General features: G+C 74.0%; 14 protein-coding genes and 2 pseudogenes. 13 read left to right on the forward strand and 3 right to left on the reverse strand.

Features of this window, described 5'->3' with window-relative positions:
- Positions 1-94 precede the first annotated feature (94 nt).
- The gene (locus tag ACZ69M_RS43850) at positions 95-694 is read left to right on the forward strand and encodes a cation diffusion facilitator family transporter (RefSeq protein WP_470059033.1); all 600 of its coding nucleotides are present in this window, start codon (positions 95-97) and stop codon (positions 692-694) included.
- 70 nt (positions 695-764) lie between these two features.
- Here ACZ69M_RS43850 and ACZ69M_RS43855 read toward each other — a convergent pair whose 3' ends face one another.
- Positions 765-1,217, reverse strand: a complete 453-nt coding sequence (locus ACZ69M_RS43855) for an ArsI/CadI family heavy metal resistance metalloenzyme (protein ID WP_470059225.1) — start codon at positions 1,215-1,217, stop codon at positions 765-767.
- A 135-nt stretch (positions 1,218-1,352) separates the two neighbouring features.
- On the opposite strand from ACZ69M_RS43855, the gene ACZ69M_RS43860 reads away from it, so the two are divergent.
- Entirely contained in the window at positions 1,353-2,840 is a 1,488-nt protein-coding gene (locus ACZ69M_RS43860; RefSeq protein WP_470059035.1) for an oxidoreductase, read from the forward strand.
- Positions 2,841-3,014: 174 nt separating this feature from the next.
- Positions 3,015-3,202, forward strand: a pseudogene (locus tag ACZ69M_RS43865) (transposase); the annotation flags it as partial.
- Positions 3,203-3,250: 48 nt separating this feature from the next.
- Here the strand turns inward: ACZ69M_RS43865 and ACZ69M_RS43870 are convergent.
- Positions 3,251-3,571: pseudogene (locus tag ACZ69M_RS43870) on the reverse strand (IS110 family transposase); the annotation flags it as partial.
- A gap of 359 nt (positions 3,572-3,930) precedes the next feature.
- Between ACZ69M_RS43870 and ACZ69M_RS43875 the strand changes: the two are divergent.
- The 7 genes from ACZ69M_RS43875 to ACZ69M_RS43905 all read left to right on the forward strand — a co-directional run bounded on the left by ACZ69M_RS43875 (position 3,931) and on the right by ACZ69M_RS43905 (position 15,385).
- Positions 3,931-4,620, forward strand: coding sequence for a ScbR family autoregulator-binding transcription factor (locus ACZ69M_RS43875; RefSeq protein WP_470059037.1), 690 nt, complete (start codon positions 3,931-3,933; stop codon positions 4,618-4,620).
- A gap of 1,001 nt (positions 4,621-5,621) precedes the next feature.
- On the forward strand, positions 5,622-6,263 hold the full coding sequence (locus ACZ69M_RS43880; protein ID WP_470059039.1) for a ScbR family autoregulator-binding transcription factor: 642 nt from the start codon (positions 5,622-5,624) through the stop codon (positions 6,261-6,263).
- A gap of 609 nt (positions 6,264-6,872) precedes the next feature.
- Positions 6,873-7,739, forward strand: a complete 867-nt coding sequence (locus tag ACZ69M_RS43885) for an AfsR/SARP family transcriptional regulator (RefSeq protein WP_470059041.1) — start codon at positions 6,873-6,875, stop codon at positions 7,737-7,739.
- Between the two features lie 616 nt (positions 7,740-8,355).
- Positions 8,356-9,477, forward strand: coding sequence for an SRPBCC family protein (locus tag ACZ69M_RS43890; RefSeq protein ID WP_470059043.1), 1,122 nt, complete (start codon positions 8,356-8,358; stop codon positions 9,475-9,477).
- Positions 9,478-9,557: 80 nt separating this feature from the next.
- Positions 9,558-11,351 carry a hypothetical protein gene (locus tag ACZ69M_RS43895; RefSeq protein WP_470059045.1) on the forward strand — a complete coding sequence of 598 codons (1,794 nt, stop codon included), beginning with the start codon at positions 9,558-9,560 and terminating at the stop codon, positions 11,349-11,351.
- Positions 11,352-11,677: 326 nt separating this feature from the next.
- Positions 11,678-12,709 carry a 4'-phosphopantetheinyl transferase family protein gene (locus ACZ69M_RS43900; RefSeq protein WP_470059046.1) on the forward strand — a complete coding sequence of 344 codons (1,032 nt, stop codon included), beginning with the start codon at positions 11,678-11,680 and terminating at the stop codon, positions 12,707-12,709.
- Between the two features lie 501 nt (positions 12,710-13,210).
- Complete coding sequence (locus ACZ69M_RS43905; RefSeq protein WP_470059048.1) at positions 13,211-15,385, forward strand: condensation domain-containing protein; 2,175 nt, start codon at positions 13,211-13,213, stop codon at positions 15,383-15,385.
- A 969-nt stretch (positions 15,386-16,354) separates the two neighbouring features.
- On the opposite strand, the gene ACZ69M_RS43910 is transcribed toward ACZ69M_RS43905, so the two are convergent.
- Positions 16,355-17,176 carry an AfsR/SARP family transcriptional regulator gene (locus ACZ69M_RS43910; RefSeq protein ID WP_351313756.1) on the reverse strand — a complete coding sequence of 274 codons (822 nt, stop codon included), beginning with the start codon at positions 17,174-17,176 and terminating at the stop codon, positions 16,355-16,357.
- 577 nt (positions 17,177-17,753) lie between these two features.
- On the opposite strand from ACZ69M_RS43910, the gene ACZ69M_RS43915 reads away from it, so the two are divergent.
- The 3 genes from ACZ69M_RS43915 (at position 17,754) to ACZ69M_RS43925 (ending at position 20,845) form a co-directional block, all read left to right on the forward strand.
- Entirely contained in the window at positions 17,754-17,948 is a 195-nt protein-coding gene (locus tag ACZ69M_RS43915; RefSeq protein WP_067383529.1) for an acyl-CoA carboxylase subunit epsilon, read from the forward strand.
- A 118-nt stretch (positions 17,949-18,066) separates the two neighbouring features.
- Entirely contained in the window at positions 18,067-19,692 is a 1,626-nt protein-coding gene (locus ACZ69M_RS43920; RefSeq protein WP_470059051.1) for an acyl-CoA carboxylase subunit beta, read from the forward strand.
- A 328-nt stretch (positions 19,693-20,020) separates the two neighbouring features.
- On the forward strand, positions 20,021-20,845 hold the full coding sequence (locus ACZ69M_RS43925; protein WP_470059053.1) for an AfsR/SARP family transcriptional regulator: 825 nt from the start codon (positions 20,021-20,023) through the stop codon (positions 20,843-20,845).
- Positions 20,846-20,884 lie beyond the last annotated feature (39 nt).

Consider the following 20,884-nt stretch of genomic DNA (forward strand, 5'->3'; position numbering starts at 1 on the left):
TCTGTCCCGTGCCAAGGGAGTACGCGGCAAGCGCGCCGGTCACCCGCGCGAGCGGCCGACTCAGCGGCGGGCATCCGCCTGTGAGAATCACGTGGTGACCAACGCGAACGAGATCTCCCGCCAGATGCTGCTTCGCCGGGGTTTCGCCCTGGAGTACGCCACGCTGGGCTGGAACGTGGTCGGCATCGTGGTGCTGGCCATCGCCGCGATCTCCGCCCGGTCAGTGGCCCTGGCTGGCTTCGGCCTGGACTCCCTGATCGAGATCGGCGCGTCCACTGTCGTGATCTGGGAACTCTCCGGCACCGGCGAAGAGCGCCAGCGCCGGGCCCTGCGGCTGATCGGCTTCGGCTTCGCCCTGCTCGCCCTCTACCTGCTGGCGCAGTCCACCATCGTGCTCGTCACCGGCTTCCACCCGCACCACTCGCCCCTCGGTATCGCCTGGACCGCGGTGACCGCCGTCGTCATGTTCACCCTGGCCGCCGGCAAGGCCCGCACCGGTGTGGGTCTGGACAACCCGGTCCTCAAGACCGAGGGCCGGGTCACCCTGATCGACGGCCTGCTCGCCGCCGCCGTCCTGCTCGGTCTCGTCCTCAACTCCGCTCTCGGCTGGTGGTGGGCCGACCCCGCCGCCGGCTACGTCCTCGTCTACTACGCGGCCCGCGAGGTCCGGGAGATCCTTTTCGGCGAGCACTGACCTCCCGAGCTCGCCCTACTCGGGTGCGACCAACCGGTCCGATCCAGGTACGGCCGCACGTCGATCGCGCTCAGCAGCAGGCGGATGCCGCCGCGTCGGGCATTCCGGCAGAGGTAGTGGCGCAACACACGCTGCCCTCCTGCTTGGTCAACGTGTCGGCGTCGGCCTTGACCACGTACATCTCCCACGGCTCCCGGCCAGGGCCGCGGACCCACACCTTTTCCTGAACGGCACAGCAGCAGGTCGCGTCGTTCTCTTCCACCGTGGCGAGTCCCACGTCGGTCAGCCGCGAGGTCGCCGCCACCACCTGCTCGCTGGTCTCGACCTCGACGCCCAGGTGGTCGAGGCGGGTGTCCTCACCGGCTGGACCCTCGATGAGGACGAGCTTGAGCGGCGGCTCGGTGATGGCGAAGTTCGCATAGCCAGGGCGGCGCTTGACCGGCTGGGCGCCGAACAGCTTGGAGCAGAAAGCGATCGAGCCTTCCAGGTCGGGAACGCGCAGGGCGAGCTGGACACGGGACATGGCGGTCTCCCATCCGGAAGCATCTTGTTTCGACATCTGTCGATTCAGAAAACGTTGCCAGCGGATGAGACTCGCGGTCTCAGTGGAAGTGGTCACGGCGACGCCATCCGGGACTGTGCTGTCTACGCTGTATCGATGCTGCCATACGAAGAACTGACCCCACCTGAACGTGAGTTGTGGGACGCCTTCCCCGAGGGTCGCCAGGTGGACCTGCGCGCGGGCACGCCGAGCCGAGACGATCCGGCCGGAGGGGCGGACTGGGGGCCCGAACGCACGCTTCGAGCGGCCGTCGTGACAGCATTGGCCCGGGGAGGCAACGCGGCGCCACCGGGGGCGGTCACCGCTTTGCGGGTGGCCGGCGCGCGGATCACCGGTCATATCGATCTCGCTGGAGCGGAGATCGACCACATGTTGTGGTTTGAGGACTGCTGGTTCGAGGAGGGCCCGAGCCTCTATGGAGCGGCCACCCGGACGATTGGGATCATCGGCAGTCGGGCGCCCGGCATGGACGCCACATTGGCCCGGATAGAGGGCACCCTCAACCTGCAGCGATCGGTTCTCCACGACACGGTTTCGCTCATGAGAGCTCGGATCGCAGGCGAGTTGAAACTGGGCGAGGCGATGCTGTCGGCATCAGACCGTTGGGCGTTGTTCGCAGGCGGCCTTGTCATGGAAGGCGGGGTGTTCTGCCGCAGAGGTTTCACCGCGCACGGCGGGATACGGCTGCTGGGAGCCCAACTGCCCGGCGGCCTGTTCATGGAGGGAGCCCGACTGGACAACCCTGATGGTCCGGCGCTCGTCGCGGACAACGCCGTGGCCTCGACTCTGGTCTTCTCCAAGGGGTTCACCGCACAGGGGGCTGTATGCCTGCGCGGCGCGCAGATATCGGATCAGCTCACCTTTGACGGCGCCGTCCTCAACGGCGAGGACGTGGCCCTGGACTGCTCGCGGATGCAGGCAGGCGATGTGCACTTCACACCCGCCACACCACCCTCCGGCGCTGTGGACCTCCGGGGTGCCAAGATCACAGCCCTTCACGACGGCGAGGGTGTCTGGCCGCGCATCGTACGGCTACAAGGGCTCAGCTACGCGTCCATCCAGTCCAAGGACGGTCTACGAGGGTACGACGCAACACGCCGCGTGGAGTGGATCCGGCGCGAACCCGGCTACGCCCCACAGCCGTACGAGCAACTGGCGAGCTGGTACCGGCAGGTCGGCCATGAGGACGACGCCCGCAGAGTGCTGCTGGCCAAACAGCGTCACCGCCGCAGCACCCTGCATCCGGCCGGGCGAGTGTGGGGACACCTGCTCGATGCCTTGGTCGGGTACGGCTACCGTCCCTGGCTGGCCGGAGTGTGGATCATGGCTCTGACCGTTCTCGGCACAGTTGTCTTCGGGGGCCAGTCGCCGAAACAGACCCAGCCCGGCCAAGGTCCGCCGTTCAGCGCCCTCGTCTATACCCTCGACCTGCTGATCCCCATCGGCGGCCTCGGCCAGCGCACCGCTTGGTACTGGCAGGGAGGCGGCATCGCGCAATGGCTGTCCTACGCTCTGATCGCGGCGGGTTGGCTGCTGACGACGGCAGTCGTCGCGGGCGTGACCCGATCACTGAACAAGAGCTGACAACCTCCACCGACGCCATCAACAGGTCCACCGGACGGTTTCTTGGCCTCCCCCGGCGGCGCCTTCATCCGCTGGTTGAGGGCGGACCAGTTCTCGACTGGGAAGCGCACTGCCGTGGTGCAGGATCGAAGTGAGGCTGATCCTTTGGGGTGGACGCCCTGGCAGTGGATCTTGATGGTCCGGGGAGGGAGGTCCGGGTGGGACGCCGGTCTCCGTATCCGGAATCCGGAGGAGTTCCGCAAGGACGCCGTCGCGCTGTGCCGCGCGTCCGGCGGCACGCGCACGTACGCGGCGGTGGCTGCGGATCCCGGGATCGCCGGGGAGACGGCTGCGCACATGGGTTCGCAAGGACACACCGTTCGGTCCGCGCCCGAGCCGTCGCACGGCAGCGTGCAGAGTCCGGCCGAGCCGGCCCGGCCGGGGTAGAGGTCGGCGATCTGCCGCATCGTCAGCCCCGGCAGGTGGACGACCGGGCAGCCCATGTCCTTCGCGACCGCCAGCGGCAGGGCGCCGATCGAGGCCGGCTGATCCACCACGACCAGCACCGTTCCGCGCTCGGCCTGGAGTTTGGCGAACCGTTCGCGGAGCTTGGGTTCGGTGTTGGGCAGTCGCTTGTCGAACGGCTTCTGCCGGGTCGGGGTGACGGCGGTGGCGTGGTGTTCGCCCTTGCCGACGTCCAGGCCGAGGAAGACGTCGATGTCGCCGGTGTCGATCACGTGCAGGCCCTCCATCACGCTTTCGTCCGGCCTTGCCAAGGCATCGAGCTGCCACATCCACGTTACGGAGAGCTCTTCCGGCTCGGGTGGAGCCGGTGCTCACGCCCTTCATCAGCGGTCCGTCGATGCCTGCGGACCCGGTGACACCCCGCCCGGATCATCAGCAACAGGAGGGAGGAAGTCATGCCGGACCCGAAGGCCAGAGGCCCCGTTGCGGAGCCATGAAGAAGGTAACGGTGGGGGGTGGATCGGGTTGTCGGGTTGGGTCGTGGTTGGGGGGTGGTGGGGGTTTTGGTCTTGTGAATATACGGGCTAGCTGGTTTGGTTTGGGGTGGTTGCAGGGAGCATGTTGTGGGTTGATGGGTGGTGGGTTTGTGGTGCGGCAGGAGCGTGCGGTGCGGACGCGGCGTGCGATTTTGGATGCGGCGGCGTCGGTTTTTGATGAGCGTGGGTATGAGGCGGCGACGATTGGTGAGGTGTTGGTGCGGGCGGGGGTGACGAAGGGGGCTTTGTATTTTCATTTTCCGTCGAAGCGGGCGTTGGCGGAGGGGGTGTTGGGGGAGCAGTTTGCGGGGTTTGTGCTGGCGCCGCGGGTGAGTAAGTTGCAGGAGTTGGTGGATATGGGGTTGGCGTTGGCGTATCGGATGCGGTGTCGTCCGGTGGTGTCTGCGTCGGCGCGGTTGTCGTTGGGGCAGGAGATGGGGGCGGTTTTCGGGACGTGGACGATCCGGACGTGGCTGGATGCGACGGAGAAGGTGTTGCGGGAGGCGCGGGAGCAGGGGGAGTTGTTGCCGCAGGTGGATGTGGCGGAGAGTGCGTGGGTGTTCTCGGCGGCGTGGACGGGGGTGCAGGTGTATTCGCATACGTTGTCGGGGCGGGAGGATCTGGTGGAGCGGGTGTGTGTGTTGTTTGAGCATCTGCTGCCGAGTGTGGCGGTGCCGGCGGTGCTGGGCAGGCTGGTGATTGATCCGGCGCGGGCTGCTGAGGTGGCTGCGGAGGGGGAGCGGCTGGCTGCGGAGGCGGGGGAGCGGGCGGGTGTGGACGGGGTCGGTGCCCCGGCCTGACCCCGGCCTGCTTTCCCCGGCCTGCCCGGTCCGGCCTGCCCGGCCTGCCCCGGCTCGCCCGGTCCGGCCTGCACGGCCCGCTCGGCTCGCTCGGTCCGGCCTGCCCGGTCCGGCCGGTCCGGCCTGCCCGGTCCGGCCTGCACGGCCCGCTCGGCTCGCTCGGTCCGGCCTGCCCGGTCCGGGCCTGCACGGCCCGCCCCGGCTCGCCCGGTCCGGCCTGCCCGGTCCGGGCCTGCACGGCCCGCCCCGGCTCGCCCGGTCCGGCCTGCGCGGCCTGCCCGGCCCGCCTGGTCCGGCCTGCACGGCCTGCCCGGTCCGGCCTGCCCGGTCCGGTCTGCCTGGCCTGCGTGGCCTGCTCTGTCCGGTCTGCCTGTTTGGTCTGTCTGGTCTGTGGGTCTGTCTGGCCTGTTCGTGTGTGGGTGGTCTCGTCTTGGCCGGCCGGTGTTGCTTCTGTGTGCCTGGCCCTGGCCCTGGCCCTGGCCCTGGCCCTGGGTCTGGGTCTGGGTCTGGGTCTGGCTGTGGTGTGGGCCTGGTCTGGGTGGGTGTGGGGTGGGGGTTCCGGCGGGGTGCGAGTGGGTGTCGAGTGCGGGCGCTGATGGTGGGGCGGGCCTGCGGGGGCCCTTCGTGTGGTGTCGTGTGTTTTTCGCGGCTGTGCCTGGTCTGTGGTGTGGGGGGCTGTGTGCACGGCCGGGGTGTCGGGGTGTCGGGGTGTGCGGGGCGGCCGGGTAGGGCGGGTGGGGCGGGTCCCTTCCGGCGGGCGGGGTCCCCGGTGGTGCGGTCTGGTGGTGTGTCCTGGTAGCAGCGGGGCCCGGTGGCGGGGCCTGGTGTGGGGGTGTGGCGGGGGCGGGTCTCTTTCCCGGTGGGTGGGGTCCGGTGGCGGGGTGGTCCGGGGTGGGTTGCGGACCGGTAAACATACCGCGCGTGCGGTTTGGTAGGGTGGGTGGTCCGGGTGTGTCCGGGGGTGGCGGTGGTAGGTGGTGGGCTGGGGAGGAGGGGTGGGGGTGGTCAGGCAGGTGCGGGCGGTGCGGACGCGTCGGGCTCTGGTGCGTGCGGCGGCGGAGGTGTTTGCGGAGGACGGGTATGCGCTTGCTTCGTTGCCGGTGATCAGCAGGCGGGCGGGTGTGAGTACGGGGGCGTTGCATTTTCATTTTCCGAGCAAGGATCTGCTGGCGCGTGAGGTGGAGGCGGTGGCGACGGCTGCGGTGCAGCGGCTGGTGGTGCGGGAGGGTGTGGCGGCGGGGGGCGGGGGGGTGCAGTTGCTGGTGGATGTGAGTGGTGATCTGGTGGCGGCTCTGGGGGTGGATCCGGTGCTGCGGGCGGGGTTTGAGCTGGGGGGTGATCCTTCGCGCAAGAGTGCGGAGGGGCCGGGGCGGTGGTGGAGTGAGTGGGTGTATGCGCTGCTGTGTGAGGCGCAGGGTGCGGGGGAGCTGGCGCGGGGGGTGTCCCCGGAGGCGGCCGCGGTGGCTGTGGTGGCCTCGGTCGCCGGGTTCGGCCGGCTGGCCGCCGGTCACCGTGTGGGTTCCTCGCCCCGTCTGGTGGAGGAGTTCTGGGCGCTGCTGCTGCCCGGCCTCGTGGCGCCCTCGCGCCGGCTGCCGGTGCTGCCCGGTCCCCGGGCTGCCGGGACCGACCGCACCCCCAGGTAAACAGACCGCATGGTCCGGCAATGGGGAAGTCAAACCGCTGGCCGGACGGCCGCGGCCACCGGAATCACGCCCGGTTGGTCGGCTTATGTGCGGTAAGCCGGGTTCTCTCGAGGGGATCTCGAGCACCGGCGGAGAGAAAACAAGACGACCGGTTTGAGATTGACATACCGTCCATGCTGTTTTTTACTCGGTGTGTCGGGTGGATCCCGGACGGCGGGCGCGGCTCACCCGCCGCCGGCCCTCCGGCGGACCAGGGCCCGGCAGTCCCGGTCCCGGCGGACCAGGGCCCGGCAGTGTCGCGGTCCGGTGGTCCGGGGTCTGGCGGTCCGGACCCGGCGGCCCGGTGGTCCGGGGTCTGGCGGTCCGGGTCTGGCGGCGTTGGGGTCCGGTGGTCCGGGGTTTGGCGGCGTTGGGGTCCTGCGGTCCGGGGCCTGGTGGTCGGTCCGGGGTCTGGTTGTGCCGGTGGTCTGGTGGTCCGGGAGTTTGGGGCCGGGGCTGTGCGGGTTCCGGCCGTGTCTGGGGCTGGGTTTGGGGCTTGGGTTTGGGGTTTGGGTGTTGGCGGGGTCCGAGGGGTTGGGCAGGGCGCAGTGGACGGACAGGGGAGACGGCGTGGATACCGACATACTCGGCACTCTTGCTGTGCGGGAGAAGGGCGTTTCGATTACTCCGACTGCTCCCAAGCCGCGGCAGGTGCTGGCCCTGCTGGTGGTGCAGGCCGACCAGATGGTGCCGGTGGGCATGCTGAGTGAGGAGTTGTGGGGCAGCAGGCCGCCGCGCAGTGCGCGGCCCACGCTGCAGACGTACATTCTGCAGCTGCGGGAGCTGATCACCGCGGCGCTCGGGCCGGATGCGGCTGATGCCCGTACGGCCAAGGACGTGCTGCTGACCGTGCCGGGCGGTTATCTCCTCAAGAGCGGCGGGGGCGGCAGTGATGTGCGGGAGTTCGAGCGGCTGGCCGGGCTGGGCTACCGGGCGATGGACGCTGCCGACTTCCCCGAGGCGGCCCGGCATCTGCGGGCCGCGCTCGCGCTGTGGTCCGGGCCGCCGCTGGCTGATGTGCATGCCGGGATGCACCTGGTCACCCAGGTCAAACGGCTGGAGGAGAGCCGGCTGTGTGCGCTGGACCAGCGTATCGAGGCCGATCTGCGGCTGGGCCGCCACCGTGAGCTGCTGGCGGAGCTGACCGTGCTGGTCAGCCGCTATCCCACCCACGAGAGCCTGTGCGGGCAGTACATGCTGGCCCTGTACCGTTCCGGGCGCCGGGGCGAGGCCCTGGACGCCTACCAGCGGCTGCGTGCGACCCTGGTGCGCAGTCTGGGCCTGGAACCGTCGGCGGCGCTGAGCAAGCTGCAGCGTTCCATCCTGATGGCCCGGCCGGACGGCTCACCCGCCACCGCTACTGCTCCCGGTTCCGCCGGGCCGGGCTCCCCGGGCAGCGGCCCCGCCGGGACCGGCCGCCTCGCTCCGGTCGGCTGACCGCCTCTCGTCCCGGCCGGCCGGCCCCTCGTGCCCCGGCCGGCTGACCCTTCTTCTGGCTCCGCTTCTGTCCAGGTCCCGGTCCCGTCCGCCGGGACCTGGCGCATGCCCCGGTCCCGGTCCGCCCCCGGCAGGCCCCCGTACGCCCGGGTCTGCGTCCGTGGCCCGCCGTCCGGCTACTCACCCCGCCCGCCCGTCCGGCCCGTCCGGCCTGTCCGGCCCGTGCCGCCCGTCCGGTTCTCACTCCGCCGCGTCCGGCCTGTGCCACCCGGGCTGTACGGGCTGCTGGTGCCGCCCGTGCCGCCCGTGCCGCCCGTGCCGCCCGTGCCGCCCGTCCTGCCCGTCTTGTCTGGGCTGCTCATCCCGCCTGTTCCGTCCGTGTGGTCCGGGCTGTGCGTGGTGTGCGGGCGGTCCGGGGTGTGCGTGGTGTGCGGGTTGCTGGGGCCGGCTGTGTGGGCTGTGGCGGCTGCGGTGGATGGCGTTCGGGTGGTGTGGGCGCTGTCGCCCGGTCGGCGGGGCGGGGGGTGGCGGGTGGGGTGGGGGTCCGGGCGGGCGCGAGGCGGGCTCGAGTGGTGGGGGGCAGGGTGGGGGTGCGCCTGGAGGAGGTGGGGCCGGCATGTCGTCGCGCGTGCACGCCTGTGAGCACACGGTGGGGGTGGCCGCTCCGGCCGGTGTCGTGTACGGGATGCTGGCCGATGCCGCGCGCTGGCCGGTGTTCTTGCCCTCGGTCGTGCATGTCGAGCGTCTCGATTTCGACGGGGTCCAGGAGCGGCTGCGGATGTGGGAGCTGGCGGATGACACCGCCGACGCCGATGACACCGCCGGTGCCGGTGCCGGTGCCGGTGCGGGTGCGGGTGCGGGTGCGGGTGCGGGTGCCGGTGCCGGTGACGCCGCCGGTGCGGGTGCCGGTGACGTCGCGGGTGCGGGTGCCGGTGACGTCGCGGGTGCGGGTGTGGGTGTGCTGGGGGGCCGGGTTGGTTCCTGGTATGCCCGGCGGGTGCTGCATCCCGGTGCCCGGGCGGTCGTGTTCGAGCAGGAGGACGCCGCCTGGCCGGGCAGTGTGGTCTCGGGTGTGTGGAGTGTGCGGCCGGCGGGTGAGGCGGAGTGTGTGCTGGGCCTGCGTCAGGAGCGCGGGCTGCCGGTGGCGGCCGCGGACGGCGCCCGCCGGGAGGCGGAGGCGGATGTGTACCGCCGGCTCGCGGCGGTACGGCGGGCGGCCGGGCGGTGGGAGCAGCTGGACGAGCTGCTGCTGTCGTTCGAGGACCGGGTGCGGATCGGGGGCCCCGCGGAGCTGGTCTACGACTTCCTCTACCGGATCGGCCGCTGGCCGGGGCGGCTCCCGCACGTGGAGCGGGCCGGTGTGCGTGAGGACGTGCCGGGGATCCAGGTGGTGTCCCTGGACATGTGTGCCGTGCCGGGCGGGCGGACGGTGAGCACGCGGGAGGTGCGGCTGTGTTTCCCGCACGCCGGGCGGATCGTCTACAAGCAGACGCGCACGCCCGAGCTGATCGCCGCCCACAGCGGCGAGTGGTCGCTGCTGCCGGACGCGTCCGGGGTCACGGTCGTCGCGGCCCACCAGGTGATGCTCCGGCAGGAGGCCGTCCCCGCGGTGCTCGGTGCGGGCACCGGCCTGCTCGAGGCCCGTGACCATGTCCGGGCCTGGCTGTCGCGCGCCAGTACCGAAACGCTGGGCCTGGCCAAGTGGCATGCGGAGAGCACCGTGCGCCGTCTGCGGTGAACGGATGACCTGCGATGAACAGCCGACCAGCCGACCAGCCGACCAGATGACCAGATGACCAGATGAACAGGAGGCCGGTCATGGCCGTCACCCAGCCCGCCGCGCCCGGCGTGCCCGCCCCTGCCCGTACCGCCCCGGCGGCTCTGCCGCCCGCGGCTGTTTCCACCGCTCGGCCGCCCGCCGCGGCGTCCGGGCCGGCGGTGCCGGCGGCAGGGAAGGAGGCGGGGAGCGGGGGCGGGGGCGTTGTCCGCCGGGCCGGGCCGGTCCCGGGAGCGCTGGCGCACCGGTATGCCGCGCTGGCGCCGCCGCTCCCGGTGGCGCTCGCCGCGCTGCGGCTGGAGGTGCTGCTGGGTGATCCCCTCGACGCGGCCAACCCCTACAGCCTGCCCGCCCTCGCCGCCCCCGCCGCTCCCCTCTCCGCCGCCTCCGCCGCCTCTGTCGGGTCCTCCGCCTCCGTCGCCTCCGTCGCCTCTGCAGGGTCTGCCGGGGCGGGGGTGGAGGAGGGGTGGGCCGGGCGGGCGGGCGCGCTTCTTGCGGCGGCCGGTCTGGGCCAGGTACGCGCCGCCGACCAGCGGGTACGTGCCCTGCGCCCGCTCCTGCGCCGGGATTTGGCCCTGGGACATGCCGCGGGCAGGTGGGGCGGGCCGGGTATGTTGTCCGCCCGGCATGCCCCAGGGCAGGCCGGGCAGAGGTGGCCCGCGCACCCGGTGTCCTCTTCGGTGCCTGCCGCGCTGCTCGGCCCGGCGGCCCTGGTGGCCGCCGCCGGCAGCGTGCTGCGCCAGGCCGCGCTCACCGTGGCCGGCCGCGGTGGCGGTGAGCCGGCCCTGCGGCAGTGGCAGCCCGTGCTCGCCGCCGCCTTCGCCGACCTGCTGGCCTGCGAGAGCCTGACCTGTGTGGCGCTGCGCCGCCCGGCCGCCCCGGCCACCGGTCCGGAGGCGGACTTGGGGGCGGACCTGGGGGCGGGGCTGCTGGGTGCGGTGGCCGGCTATGTGGTGCCGACCGTGCTGGCCGACGTACTGGCGCAGCTGGGACTGGTCCTTGCCGAATGCGGCCACGGGCCGTCCAGTACCGGGGGCGGGATGCTCGCGAAACTGACCCGTGACCTTCCCCTGGCCGGGGTGGACGCGGCGGGCGCCGCGTACTGGCAGGCCTGCCTGGTCAGGGCCCTGCCGGCGCTGGCGGCCGAAGAGCCCCGCGCCGCGCACCGCGGCCCGGTCCCCGCTCCCTTCCGGCTCGCCGGCCCGCCCGCCCCCGCCCCCGGCGTCGCAGCTGCCGCTGCCGCTGCCGCTGCCGGGGGCGGGGGCGGGCACACCCCGGACGGGCACGAGTCCGGCCGCTTTACCCCGGGCGGGCACACCCCGGGCGGGCGCACCCCGGGCGGGCGCACCCCGGGCGGGCATGAGCCGGTCGGGGCGCAGCCGGGCGGGTACGGCGTGGGCGGGGACCGTGTGGTGCTGTCCGGTCTGCTGCGCGCCGGTGCCGCCCGCGCGGACGGTGCGGACGGTGCGGGCCGTGTCGCGCTGGGGGCGCTGGCGCGGCGGCTGCTGACCGAGCAGCGCGCGCTGCGCCGGCCGTGCCGTACGGCGGGCGCGGATCCCGGCGCTGTGGCGGCGCGGGCGCTGGCGGACCGGCAGGCCCTGCTGTGGCTGGCCGCCGCCGTGCTCGGTGTCAGGGAGGCCGCCGACGACGGCCGTGGCCTGTTTCTGGGCGGTACGCACTGGGCGCTGCTCGCGCTGTCGGGCATCGCGGGACGGCTGGGCGTGCCGCTGCCCGGCGATGCCCCCGACCCGCGCGGACCCGTCTGGGCGGAACTGGCCGGCCGCGTCCGCCGCGGCGTGGACTGCGACGTGTACGCCACCCGGCTGCTGTGGTGAGCGGGCACAGCCCGGCCGACGGCCCGGGCAGCACCACACCCCCCGGGACCGCACCCCCCGGGACCGCACCCCCCGGGATCACGCCTCCTGGGACCGCATCTCCCGGGATCACGCCTCCTGGGACCGCATCTCCCGGGACCGCATCTCCCGGGACTGTGTCCGTCGGGGCCGCGCCCCCGGAGGCCGCATCTCCCGGGGCCGTGCCCCCCGGCGCCGTGCCCCCCGGCGCCGTGCCCCCCGGCGCCGTTCCTGCTGGGTCCGTGTCCGCCGGGGCGGGTTTTGGGGGGCCGGGGCGGAACGGGGCGGGGGAGGGCGGGGGAGAGCGGGTGCCCGGTCCGCTGCTGCCCGTACTGCCGTCCGGCCCGCCGCCGGGGACCTCGCCTGTTCCGCTGCCCGGTGCGCCGTCCGGTGTGCCGCGCGGTCTGCAGGCCGGGCTGTTGTCGGCCGGTGCGCCGTCCAGCGCGCCGCCGGGTGCGCCGCCGGGTGTGCCGGACGGGTGGGGGTCCGGGGGGCTGTCGGGGCTGTCGGCGGGGTCGTTGTTGCACGTGGCGGGGCCGGACGGGCCGTGGGAGCAGGTGCACGACCAGCTTGCCGGGCAGGGCCATGCCCTGGTGCACACCACCTGGGGGCAGTGGCTGACGGCGGCGCTGCTGGATCCCGGGCTGCGGTCTCTGCTCGGCCGTGACTGGCCGCGTTACCGGCAGACGGCCGCCCCGGCGGGACGGCTGCGGTTCGCCGTTTCCCGGATGGTCCTCAAGCACACCGCGGCCGCCGCGCTCGAGGTCCCCGCGGACGCCCTCGACCTCGCCTACCGGCCGGGCGGCCGCCCGCATCTGCGCGGCCTGGCCGAGGCCGAGGTGAGCCTGGCCCACACCGACGAGCTGATCGTGGTCGGCATCAGCCGCAGCGGGCCGATCGGGGTGGACGCCGAGCCCGTCACCCGCCGGCCCTCTTTCGAGCTGCTGCGCCCCTACGTGTGCACCCCGGAGGAGGCCGCGGAGCTCGCCGCGCTGGGCGAGGACGAGCGGGCGCTGCGGCTGCTGCACCTGTGGACCCTCAAGGAGGCCTACACCAAGGCGCTCGGGCACGGCATGCGGCGCCGTTTCTCGGCGGTCGGGTTCCGCCGCGACGAGCAGGGCCGTACGGTCCTGGCCGGCGAGCCGGACGACGCGGCGCGGTGGGTTCTGGCCACTCATCTCGTCCACGGCCGGTATCTGGTCAGCAGTGCCCGCCGTCCGCCGCGGGAAATCGAGACCGCTTCGCGGCCCGCTCCATACCCGCTCGAGGAATCAGGCCTCCCACCTGCGGCGACGTTAGGCTGGCAGCTGCCGGGCAGCTCCGGCGCACAGCCGACATGACGAGAGGCGGGCGTCGTGAACCACCGTGCAGCCACCCCACCGCACCCGGCCCGGCCCGCCCCCGCCCGGCCCGCCTCCGTGCGGTCTGTTCCCGTGCGGGGCGCCGCCGCGGGACGTCCCGGCGGCAGCTTTCGCCGCCGCCCGGCCCGTCGCGGGCCGGGCGCCGCGGCCCGCGCCCACCGCCCGGCCGGCCCGTCCGCCGTCACCCCGCCCGATGCCGTCCCGCCCGCACCCGCGGCACCCGCAGCGGACGCACCCGCAGCGGACGCACCCGCAGCGGCTGTGCCTGCAGTGGCCGTGCCCGCCGTGCCTGTCCTTCCCGTGCCTCCCATGCCCCTGCCGCTCCTGCGGTCCTTGCCGCCTCTGCGGTCCTTGCCGCTCCTGCGGTCCTTGCCGGTCCTGCCGGTTTTGCCGGCCGTGCTGGTCCTGCTGGCCGGGTAAGGGGTGCGGGGGGCCGGCCCGCCGTGCCGCGGGGGCGGGTTTTGGGGTCCGGGAGGGCGGATGAGCAGCCAGGATGTGCCGCAGGGCGCTGTTCTTGCCGTGGTCCACGAGCCGGTGGCGCTGTCGCCGGGCGGTCCGCTGGTCCTGGAACTGCGCGGCCCGCTGGGCCCGGCGGACGCCGAGACGGTCGCCGCCCGGCTCGCGCAGCGCCACCGTGCCTTCGGTGTCGCGCTGGACAGTCACCGGCCCGGTCACCACACGCTGCGCCTGACCCCGCCCGCCGCGGGCGCGCATGCTGCGCTGCCCGCGGACCTGCTGGCCGACCTGCTGGCGCCGCCCCCGCCGGGCGGGGAGGTCCTCCCGGTCACCGGACACCAGCAGACCCTGCTGCGCGCCGCCCTCACCCCCGCCCCCGCCGGCACCGGTACTGGTACCGGTGACAACAGCGGCAGCAGCGGCAGCAGCGGTGACGGGGGCCGCAGCGGTGACGGTGGTGGGGTCGAGCAGTTGTACTGGGACTGGTCCGGGCCTCTCGACGTGGCGCGGTTCGCCGCGGCGTGGCAGTCCGTCGTCGACCGGGAGTGTGTGCTGCGGGCCTGTTTCGACTGGGTCGCCGCGCCGCGTCTGGTGCTGCACGCCCGGGCCGAGGCGGACGTCGCCGTGTGGTCCCCGGCCGCCGTCACCTGGCCCCAGCTGCTGCGGCGGGACCGGGCGCGGGGGTTCGCGCTGCACCGGCCGGGGCTGCTGCGCCTGACCCTGCTGGCGGCGGAGCCCGGCGGGGGTGCGGGCGCGGCGCCGCCGCGGGTGCTGCTGACCTATCACCCGGCGCTCCTGGACGAGCGGGGTGTGCACCTGCTGCTGCGGGAGTTCTACCGCGCCTACGCCGCCGGCGGTGTCCTGCCGGGCGGGGAACGCCGTCCCGATCTGCGTGACCATGCCCGCTGGCTGGCCGGCCAGGACACCACGGCCGCGCGGCAGTTCTGGGCCCGCGCGGTGCCGCCGCCGCACACCGCGACCCGTCCGGGGCGGCCGGGCGGCGCCACCGGGCAGAGCGGGCCCGGTCTGCTGCACACCCGGCTGCGGGCGCCGGAGACCTTCCGGCTGCGTTCCTGGGCCGCGCTGCGCGGTGCCGCCGAGTCCAGCGCGCTGCACCTGGTGTGGGCGCTGCTGTTGTACCGGGCGGCAGGCGCCCGGGGGCCGCTGCCGGTGAGTTTCGGGGTGCAGCTGTCGGGCCGGGACATCGCCCTGCCGGGTGCCGCGGGCATTCCCGGCCTGCTGGACAGCCCGCTGCCGATGACCGTGACCGTCGATCCGGCCGCCCCGCTGGCGGACCTGCTGCACCAGGTCCGCGACACGCTGCTGGACCTGGCCGCCTACCCGTGGGCCAGCACCGAGACGATCCGTGCGTGGGCCCCCCGCCCGCCCGCCGCCCCCGGCTCTGTTGCCGGTCCCGCTGCCGGTCCCGCTGGCGGCCCTGTTGCGGGGCCTGCTGCGGGTGCGGGTGCGCTCTGCGGTGCCGGCAGCACGCTGGTGCGTTTCGACGGCCCGCTGGTGCTGCCGAAGGTCCTGCGCGGCGAACTCGCCGCCCAGGGCGTCCACGCGGACACCCCCCGCAGCGCGGCCGGCAGCACCGGCGGGCCCCTCACCCTCGCCGCCCGGCACGACACCGCGGGCGGCCTGGTCCTGGGCCTGTTCCACGACCGGGCGCAGCTGGCGGACGAGGACGCCGCCGCCCTGCACTCCCAGTGCGTGCGCCTGCTGCGCGCGCTGCCCGAGCACCGGCAGGCCGGGGCCAGTGCCGGACAGCTGCTGGACCTGCTGGCCCGGGCCGCGATACCGCGCATGGCCCGCCCGGTGCCGCCCGCGCCGCACCCCGCCCTGACCGTGCTGCGGCCCGGGCATCCGCACGCGGACGTGATCTGCCTGGTCACCGCCCCGGGTGTGCCGGCGGGCAGCTACGACCTGTTCGTCCGCGGCCACCGCGGCCCGGAGAAGATCGTGGCCGTGCGCGGTGACAGCGCGCCGGACGTGCTGCAGCAGGCACCCGGGCCGGGCCGGCGCCTGGTGCTGTGCGGGTGCGGGCCCGGCGGGAGGGCCGCCTACGAACTCGCCCGGCGCACACCGCATGCGCCCGGCATGGTCCCGGCCGTGGTCATGACCGGCATCGGCGACGCCGCCGCCAGCGCGTCCGCCCTCGCCCGCGGGGTGCGCGCCGTCCTCACCCCGCCCCCCTGAACCCGCCCCGCCCCGTGCCGGAACCGGTCCCGCCGAGCCGGGCATACGTTGTACGTCTGCTCGCCGCCGCGCATCCGCCAGGCCGGTGGTGACGCGGTCCCCCTTCCCCGCCGGTTTCCTGTGCCCCGGCGGGCTCCTGCCGGGGCCTGGCCCGTCGGCAGGCGCCGCGCGCGAGGAGTTCCCCGCTCACCCGTACGCCGGCCGGGCGCCCGGCCGGCGTACGGAGCGCCGCCTTGCATCCGATACCGGGAGCCTGGCCGCCCGCGGGGCCGGGACCGGCCTCTCTCACCACGGTGTTCAGCTCGCCGGGGCGTTCCTCCGCCGCTCGCGTGCGAGAGGGCACGCGCTTGGGAGGACAGGGCCCACCAGGCGCATCCGGCCGCCATCGGCTGCGGTGGCCGGGGCCGTGCACCGCATACGGCCCGGCGGTCACCGGCACGGTTGCACGGGCATCCGGACGGGCTGCGAAGCCCTCCGGCCAGGCGGTGAACCCGGCGCCCCGGAACGGGCGTCCACAGGTTCTGGGACGATCCGGTGCCCCGCACGCCCCCGGCTGTGCGGTCACCCCGGATCCCGCGGTGACCGGAGGCCCTCACCGGACCGGACCGGTGACGGCCACGACGGCCGCCCGGGACTCACCAGGGAGGAACGCACCGGGTACCCGAAGGGCCCGTGGCCACGGGGGCGGACAGGCGGAGAGACCGACGGGCAGCCCGGGATCCGCCGTCCACTCCACTCCACTCCACTCCGCTGCGCCCGCCGTACGTCCCCGCTGCGCCCGCCGCCCGTCCCCGCTGTGCCTGCCGTACGTCCCCGCTGTGCCCGTCCGCCGCCGGCCCGTACGCTCCTCCCGGTCCCGGTCCCGGTCCCGGTCCCGGCTCGTCCGCCGCCGGCCGCATCCCTCCGGCCGCTGCCCGCCCCCCGCCGCGACTTGCGGCGGGGGGCGGGCAGCGGCCGGGGGCGGGTCTGTCAGGCCGTGAACAGGTCGTAGGTGGAGCTGTGGCGTGGGCCTGCGAGGACGTCCAGCTGGGGGTCGACGGTCAGGACGGCCTGGTGGAGGCGTTGCAGCTGGGGGGAGGGTTCCACGCCCAGGTCCTCGATCAGCCGTACCCGCAGCCGGCGGTAGACCTCCAGCGCGGAGGCCTGCCGGCCGGAGCGGTAGAGCGCCACCATGGCCTGGGAGTGCAGTCCCTCGTGCTGGGGGTGACGGGCGGTCAGTTCGATGAGTTCGGCGATGAGTTCGGCGTGCCGGCCCAGCCGCAGGTCGGCGTCGATGCGCCGTTCCACGGTGACCAGCCGGCTCTCCTCCAGCCGCACCACCTCGATCTCCAGGACCGGCCCCAGCCGTACGTCGACCAGGGCGGGGCCCTGCCACAGGCCCAGGGCCGCCTTGAAACGGGCGGCGGAGACCTCGTCGTCGCCGCTCTCGAAAGCGCTCTGGCCCTCCCTGGTCAGCCGGTCGTACTGGTGCACGTCGACGCAGTCGGGCGGGATCTGCAGCAGATAGCCGCCGTGCCGGGTGGCCAGCACCTCCTTGGCGCCGCCCGGCGCACCGGGCCCCATCGCGGTGCCCAGCCGCCGGCGCAGCTGCAGGATGTAGGTCTGCAGCGTGGTCAGCGCGCTCTGCGGCGGCTGTGTCGCCCAGATCTCCTCCATGAGGGTCGGGACGGGCATCACCCGCCCGGGATACAACGCCAGCAGCGACAGGATCTGCCGCGGCTTGCCCGCGCTCGGAACGATGGATCCCCCGTTGACCTCGGCACTCAACGGACCCAGAACCTGAATCCTCACGGTCTCCTCCGCATTCCGTATGTCGTCGAGCTCCTTGTCCCGTTCCACTTTGTTGGCCGGAAATCCGCGCCGCCGCTCACGCTAGCCGCGGCCGTCCCCGTCCAGCGTTTTCCTGGATCCGTTCTCGAGCGGACTTCCAAGTCCGGTGCCGCGTACGGCGTTCGGCGCGCTGGAGAACGTGTGTACGGCTGCTCGAGGAGAACTCCTGATTCCGCTGTCGCCGCACTCCACACGGCTACCGTCGTCCCCTTTTCACGTGCCGGCGCGGCCGCCGGCCGGATCCGTAATCACCGCCACCGGCGCAGTCAAGACACCATGTGCCCGGCCCCGCCGCGTACGCGCCGCACCGCGCGCCGCCCGCGCCGCCGCCCGGCCCCCGCCGCCCCGCCGCCTGCCCGCCCGCACGGGCAGCGGCTGGCCGAAGCGTTTCCCCCGCCCCGCCCCCTGCCCTGTGATGCTCCGCGCCACCCCCCCGGTGCCGCCCCGGCCCGCCCCCGTGTGCGGCGGCCTTCGAGCGCGGTGAGAGCGGTTCTTGAGCCGGGTGGCCGACGGTGTCCCCACGACCGAAGGAGGGGGTATGGGCACGCCGGAGCATCACGAGCCCGTCCTGCGCGTGGAGCGCGGGCAGGCCAGCGACGAGGAACTGGCCGCACTGACCGTGGTGCTGCTCGCGCTGCGCGCGGGCGGCGCGTTCCCCCGCCGGGGCAGGCCGGTCAACGGCTCCCGCTGGTGGCGGCCCCGCACCCGCCGGGCCCCGCGCAGCTGGCAGTGACACCCCCCGCACCCGCCGGGCCCCGCGCGGCCGGCCGTGACACCGCCCCCCCGCACCCGCCGGGGTCCGGCGCAGCCGGCCGTGATGCGGAACTCCCCGCCCCAGAAAGGGACCTGACATGGCAATGACCACCGCCCCCGCCCCCGCCCAGGACCCGGCCCCCGCCCAGGACCCGGCGCCCGCCCAGGACCCGGCCGGCATCCGCGGACGCGTGGCCGAGCTGCACGCGATCCGCGAGGCGGCCCGGCTGGGCCCGGGGGAGAAGGCGACCGCCGCGCAGCACGCCAAGGGCAAGCTGACCGCCCGGGAACGCATCGCCCTGCTGCTGGACGACGGCAGTTTCCAGGAGGTCGAGCAGCTGCGCCGGCACCGGGCGACCGGGTTCGGCCTGGAGGCCAGGAAGCCGTACACCGACGGAGTCGTCACCGGCTGGGGCACGGTGGAGGGCCGTACGGTCTTCGTCTACGCGCACGACTTCCGTATCTTCGGCGGCGCGCTGGGCGAGGCGCACGCCACGAAGATCCACAAGATCATGGACATGGCCATCGCGGCCGGTGCGCCGCTGGTCTCCCTCAACGACGGTGCGGGCGCCCGCATCCAGGAGGGTGTGAGCGCGCTCGCCGGCTACGGCGGCATCTTCCAGCGCAACACGAAGGCGTCCGGCGTCATCCCGCAGATCAGCGTGATGCTCGGCCCGTGCGCGGGCGGCGCCGCCTACAGCCCCGCGCTGACGGACTTCGTGTTCATGGTGCGTGAGACCTCGCAGATGTTCATCACCGGCCCCGACGTCGTCAAGGCGGTCACCGGCGAGGAGATCACCCAGAACGGGCTCGGCGGCGCCGACGTCCACGCGGAGACCTCCGGCGTGGCGCACTTCGCCTACGACGACGAGGAGACCTGCCTCGCCGAGGTGCGCTACCTCCTGTCGATGCTCCCGCAGAACAACCGCGAGAACCCCCCGCACACCACCCCCCACGACCCGCCCGGACGGCGCGGCGAGAGTCTCCTGGACCTGGTCCCCGCGGACGGCAACCGCCCCTACGACATGGCCAAGGTCATCGAGGAGATCGTCGACGACGGCGACTGCCTGGAGGTCCACGAGCGCTGGGCCCGCAACATCATCTGCGCGCTGGCCCGGCTGGACGGCCAGGTGGTGGGCATCGTCGCCAACCAGCCGCAGACCCTGGCCGGTGTGCTGGACATCGAGGCCTCCGAGAAGGCCGCCCGGTTCGTGCAGATGTGCGACGCCTTCAACATCCCGATCGTCACCCTGCTGGACGTGCCCGGATTCCTGCCCGGGGTGGACCAGGAGCACGGCGGGATCATCCGGCACGGCGCCAAGCTGCTGTATGCGTACTGCAACGCGAGCGTGCCGCGGATCTCGCTCATCCTGCGCAAGGCCTACGGCGGCGCCTACATCGTCATGGACTCCCAGTCCATCGGCGCCGACCTCACCTACGCCTGGCCCACCAACGAGATCGCCGTGATGGGCGCGGAAGGCGCGGCAGGCGTCATCTTCCGCCGGCAGATCGCCGCGGCCGCCGACCCCGGGGCCATGCGCGCCCGCATGGTCAAGGAGTACAAGGCCGAACTCATGCACCCCTACTACGCCGCCGAACGCGGCCTGGTCGACGACGTCATCGACCCCGCCGCCACCCGCGAGGTCCTCATCCGCTCCCTGGCCATGCTGCACGCCAAACACGCCGACCTGCCCTCCCGCAAACACGGCAACCCCCCGCAGTAACCCCCGCCCCGCCGCCCTCCCCGGCACCTCTCCTTCCCGCCCTTCCCGCACCTTCCCGCCCTTTCCCGCCCCTTCCCGTGCCGGGAGCAGACCCGGCGGTCTGCTTTGCGGGCCGCCGGCCGCGGCGGGCAGGGCCGGGGCCCGGCCTCTCCCCGGAGGGTGCGGACCGGGGAATTCCGGCACCCCGGCGGCCTGTTCCGCGTCCGCCGCCGGTCTGCTGCCGACCCGTCACCCGATAGAAACAGCACGAACGGTCTAGTATTGACAGACCGGACGTGCTGTTTTGTAATCGTGGGTGCGGCACGGCACACCGACCAGGGGAGACGGCGTGGACATCGACGTACTGGGCGCACTGGCGGTGCGGGAGAACGGGGTGTCCATCACCCCGACCGCGCCGAAACCGCGGCAGGTCCTGGCGCTGCTGGCGCTCCACGCCGACCAGGTGGTGCCGGTCGCGGCCCTCACCGAGGAGCTGTGGGGCGCGGCCCCGCCGCGCAGCGCCCGCACCACGCTGCAGACGTACGTGCTGCAGCTGCGCGAGCTCATCGCGCAGGCGCTGGGGGACGACCGGGCCGCCGCCAAGGACGTCCTGATGACCCTGCCGGGCGGCTATCTGCTGGCCTCCGGCGGCGGCAGCAGTGACGTGCGCGCCTTCGAGCGGCTCGCGGGGGAGGGCTACCGGGCCATGGACCAGGGCGCCTTCGCCGAGGCGGCCCGCACCCTGGGCCGGGCGCTGGCGCTGTGGACGGGGGCCGCGTTCGCCGACGTCCAGGCGGGGGCGCAGCTGGGGATGGAGGCCCGGCGGCTGGAGGAGAGCCGGCTGTGCGCGCTGGACCAGCGCATCGAGGCCGATCTGCGGCTGGGCCGCCACCGCGAACTGCTGCCCGAACTGACCGTGCTGACCAGCCGTTACCGCACCCATGAGAATCTGCACGCGCAGTTCATGCTGGCCCTGCACCGCTCGGGGCGGCGCAGCGAGTCGCTCAGCGTCTACCACCAGCTGCGCGCCACCCTCGACACGGACCTGGGCCTGGAGCCCTCGCCGCGGCTGCGGCGGCTGCAGCACTCGATCCAGACCGCGGCGCCGGAGGCGGCACCGGCGCCCGCCCCCGCCGACGGCGCGGGCCCGCCCGCCCCCGCGCGGGTCCGCTGACACGGCGCGGACCCGCGCGGGCCGGCACGCCACGGCACG

Source organism: Streptomyces sp. NPDC107454 (assembly GCF_055582885.1).

What these genes read in the sequence shown, in the direction of transcription:
- ACZ69M_RS43890 (WP_470059043.1), top strand. Translation starts at nt 8,356, where the DNA reads ATGTCGTCGCGCGTGCACGCCTGTGAGCACACGGTGGGGGTGGCCGCT.
- ACZ69M_RS43920 (WP_470059051.1), top strand. Translation starts at nt 18,067, where the DNA reads ATGGCAATGACCACCGCCCCCGCCCCCGCCCAGGACCCGGCCCCCGCC.
- ACZ69M_RS43855 (WP_470059225.1), bottom strand. Translation starts at nt 1,217, where the DNA reads ATGTCCCGTGTCCAGCTCGCCCTGCGCGTTCCCGACCTGGAAGGCTCG.
- ACZ69M_RS43895 (WP_470059045.1), top strand. Translation starts at nt 9,558, where the DNA reads ATGGCCGTCACCCAGCCCGCCGCGCCCGGCGTGCCCGCCCCTGCCCGT.
- ACZ69M_RS43915 (WP_067383529.1), top strand. Translation starts at nt 17,754, where the DNA reads ATGGGCACGCCGGAGCATCACGAGCCCGTCCTGCGCGTGGAGCGCGGG.
- ACZ69M_RS43860 (WP_470059035.1), top strand. Translation starts at nt 1,353, where the DNA reads ATGCTGCCATACGAAGAACTGACCCCACCTGAACGTGAGTTGTGGGAC.
- ACZ69M_RS43905 (WP_470059048.1), top strand. Translation starts at nt 13,211, where the DNA reads ATGAGCAGCCAGGATGTGCCGCAGGGCGCTGTTCTTGCCGTGGTCCAC.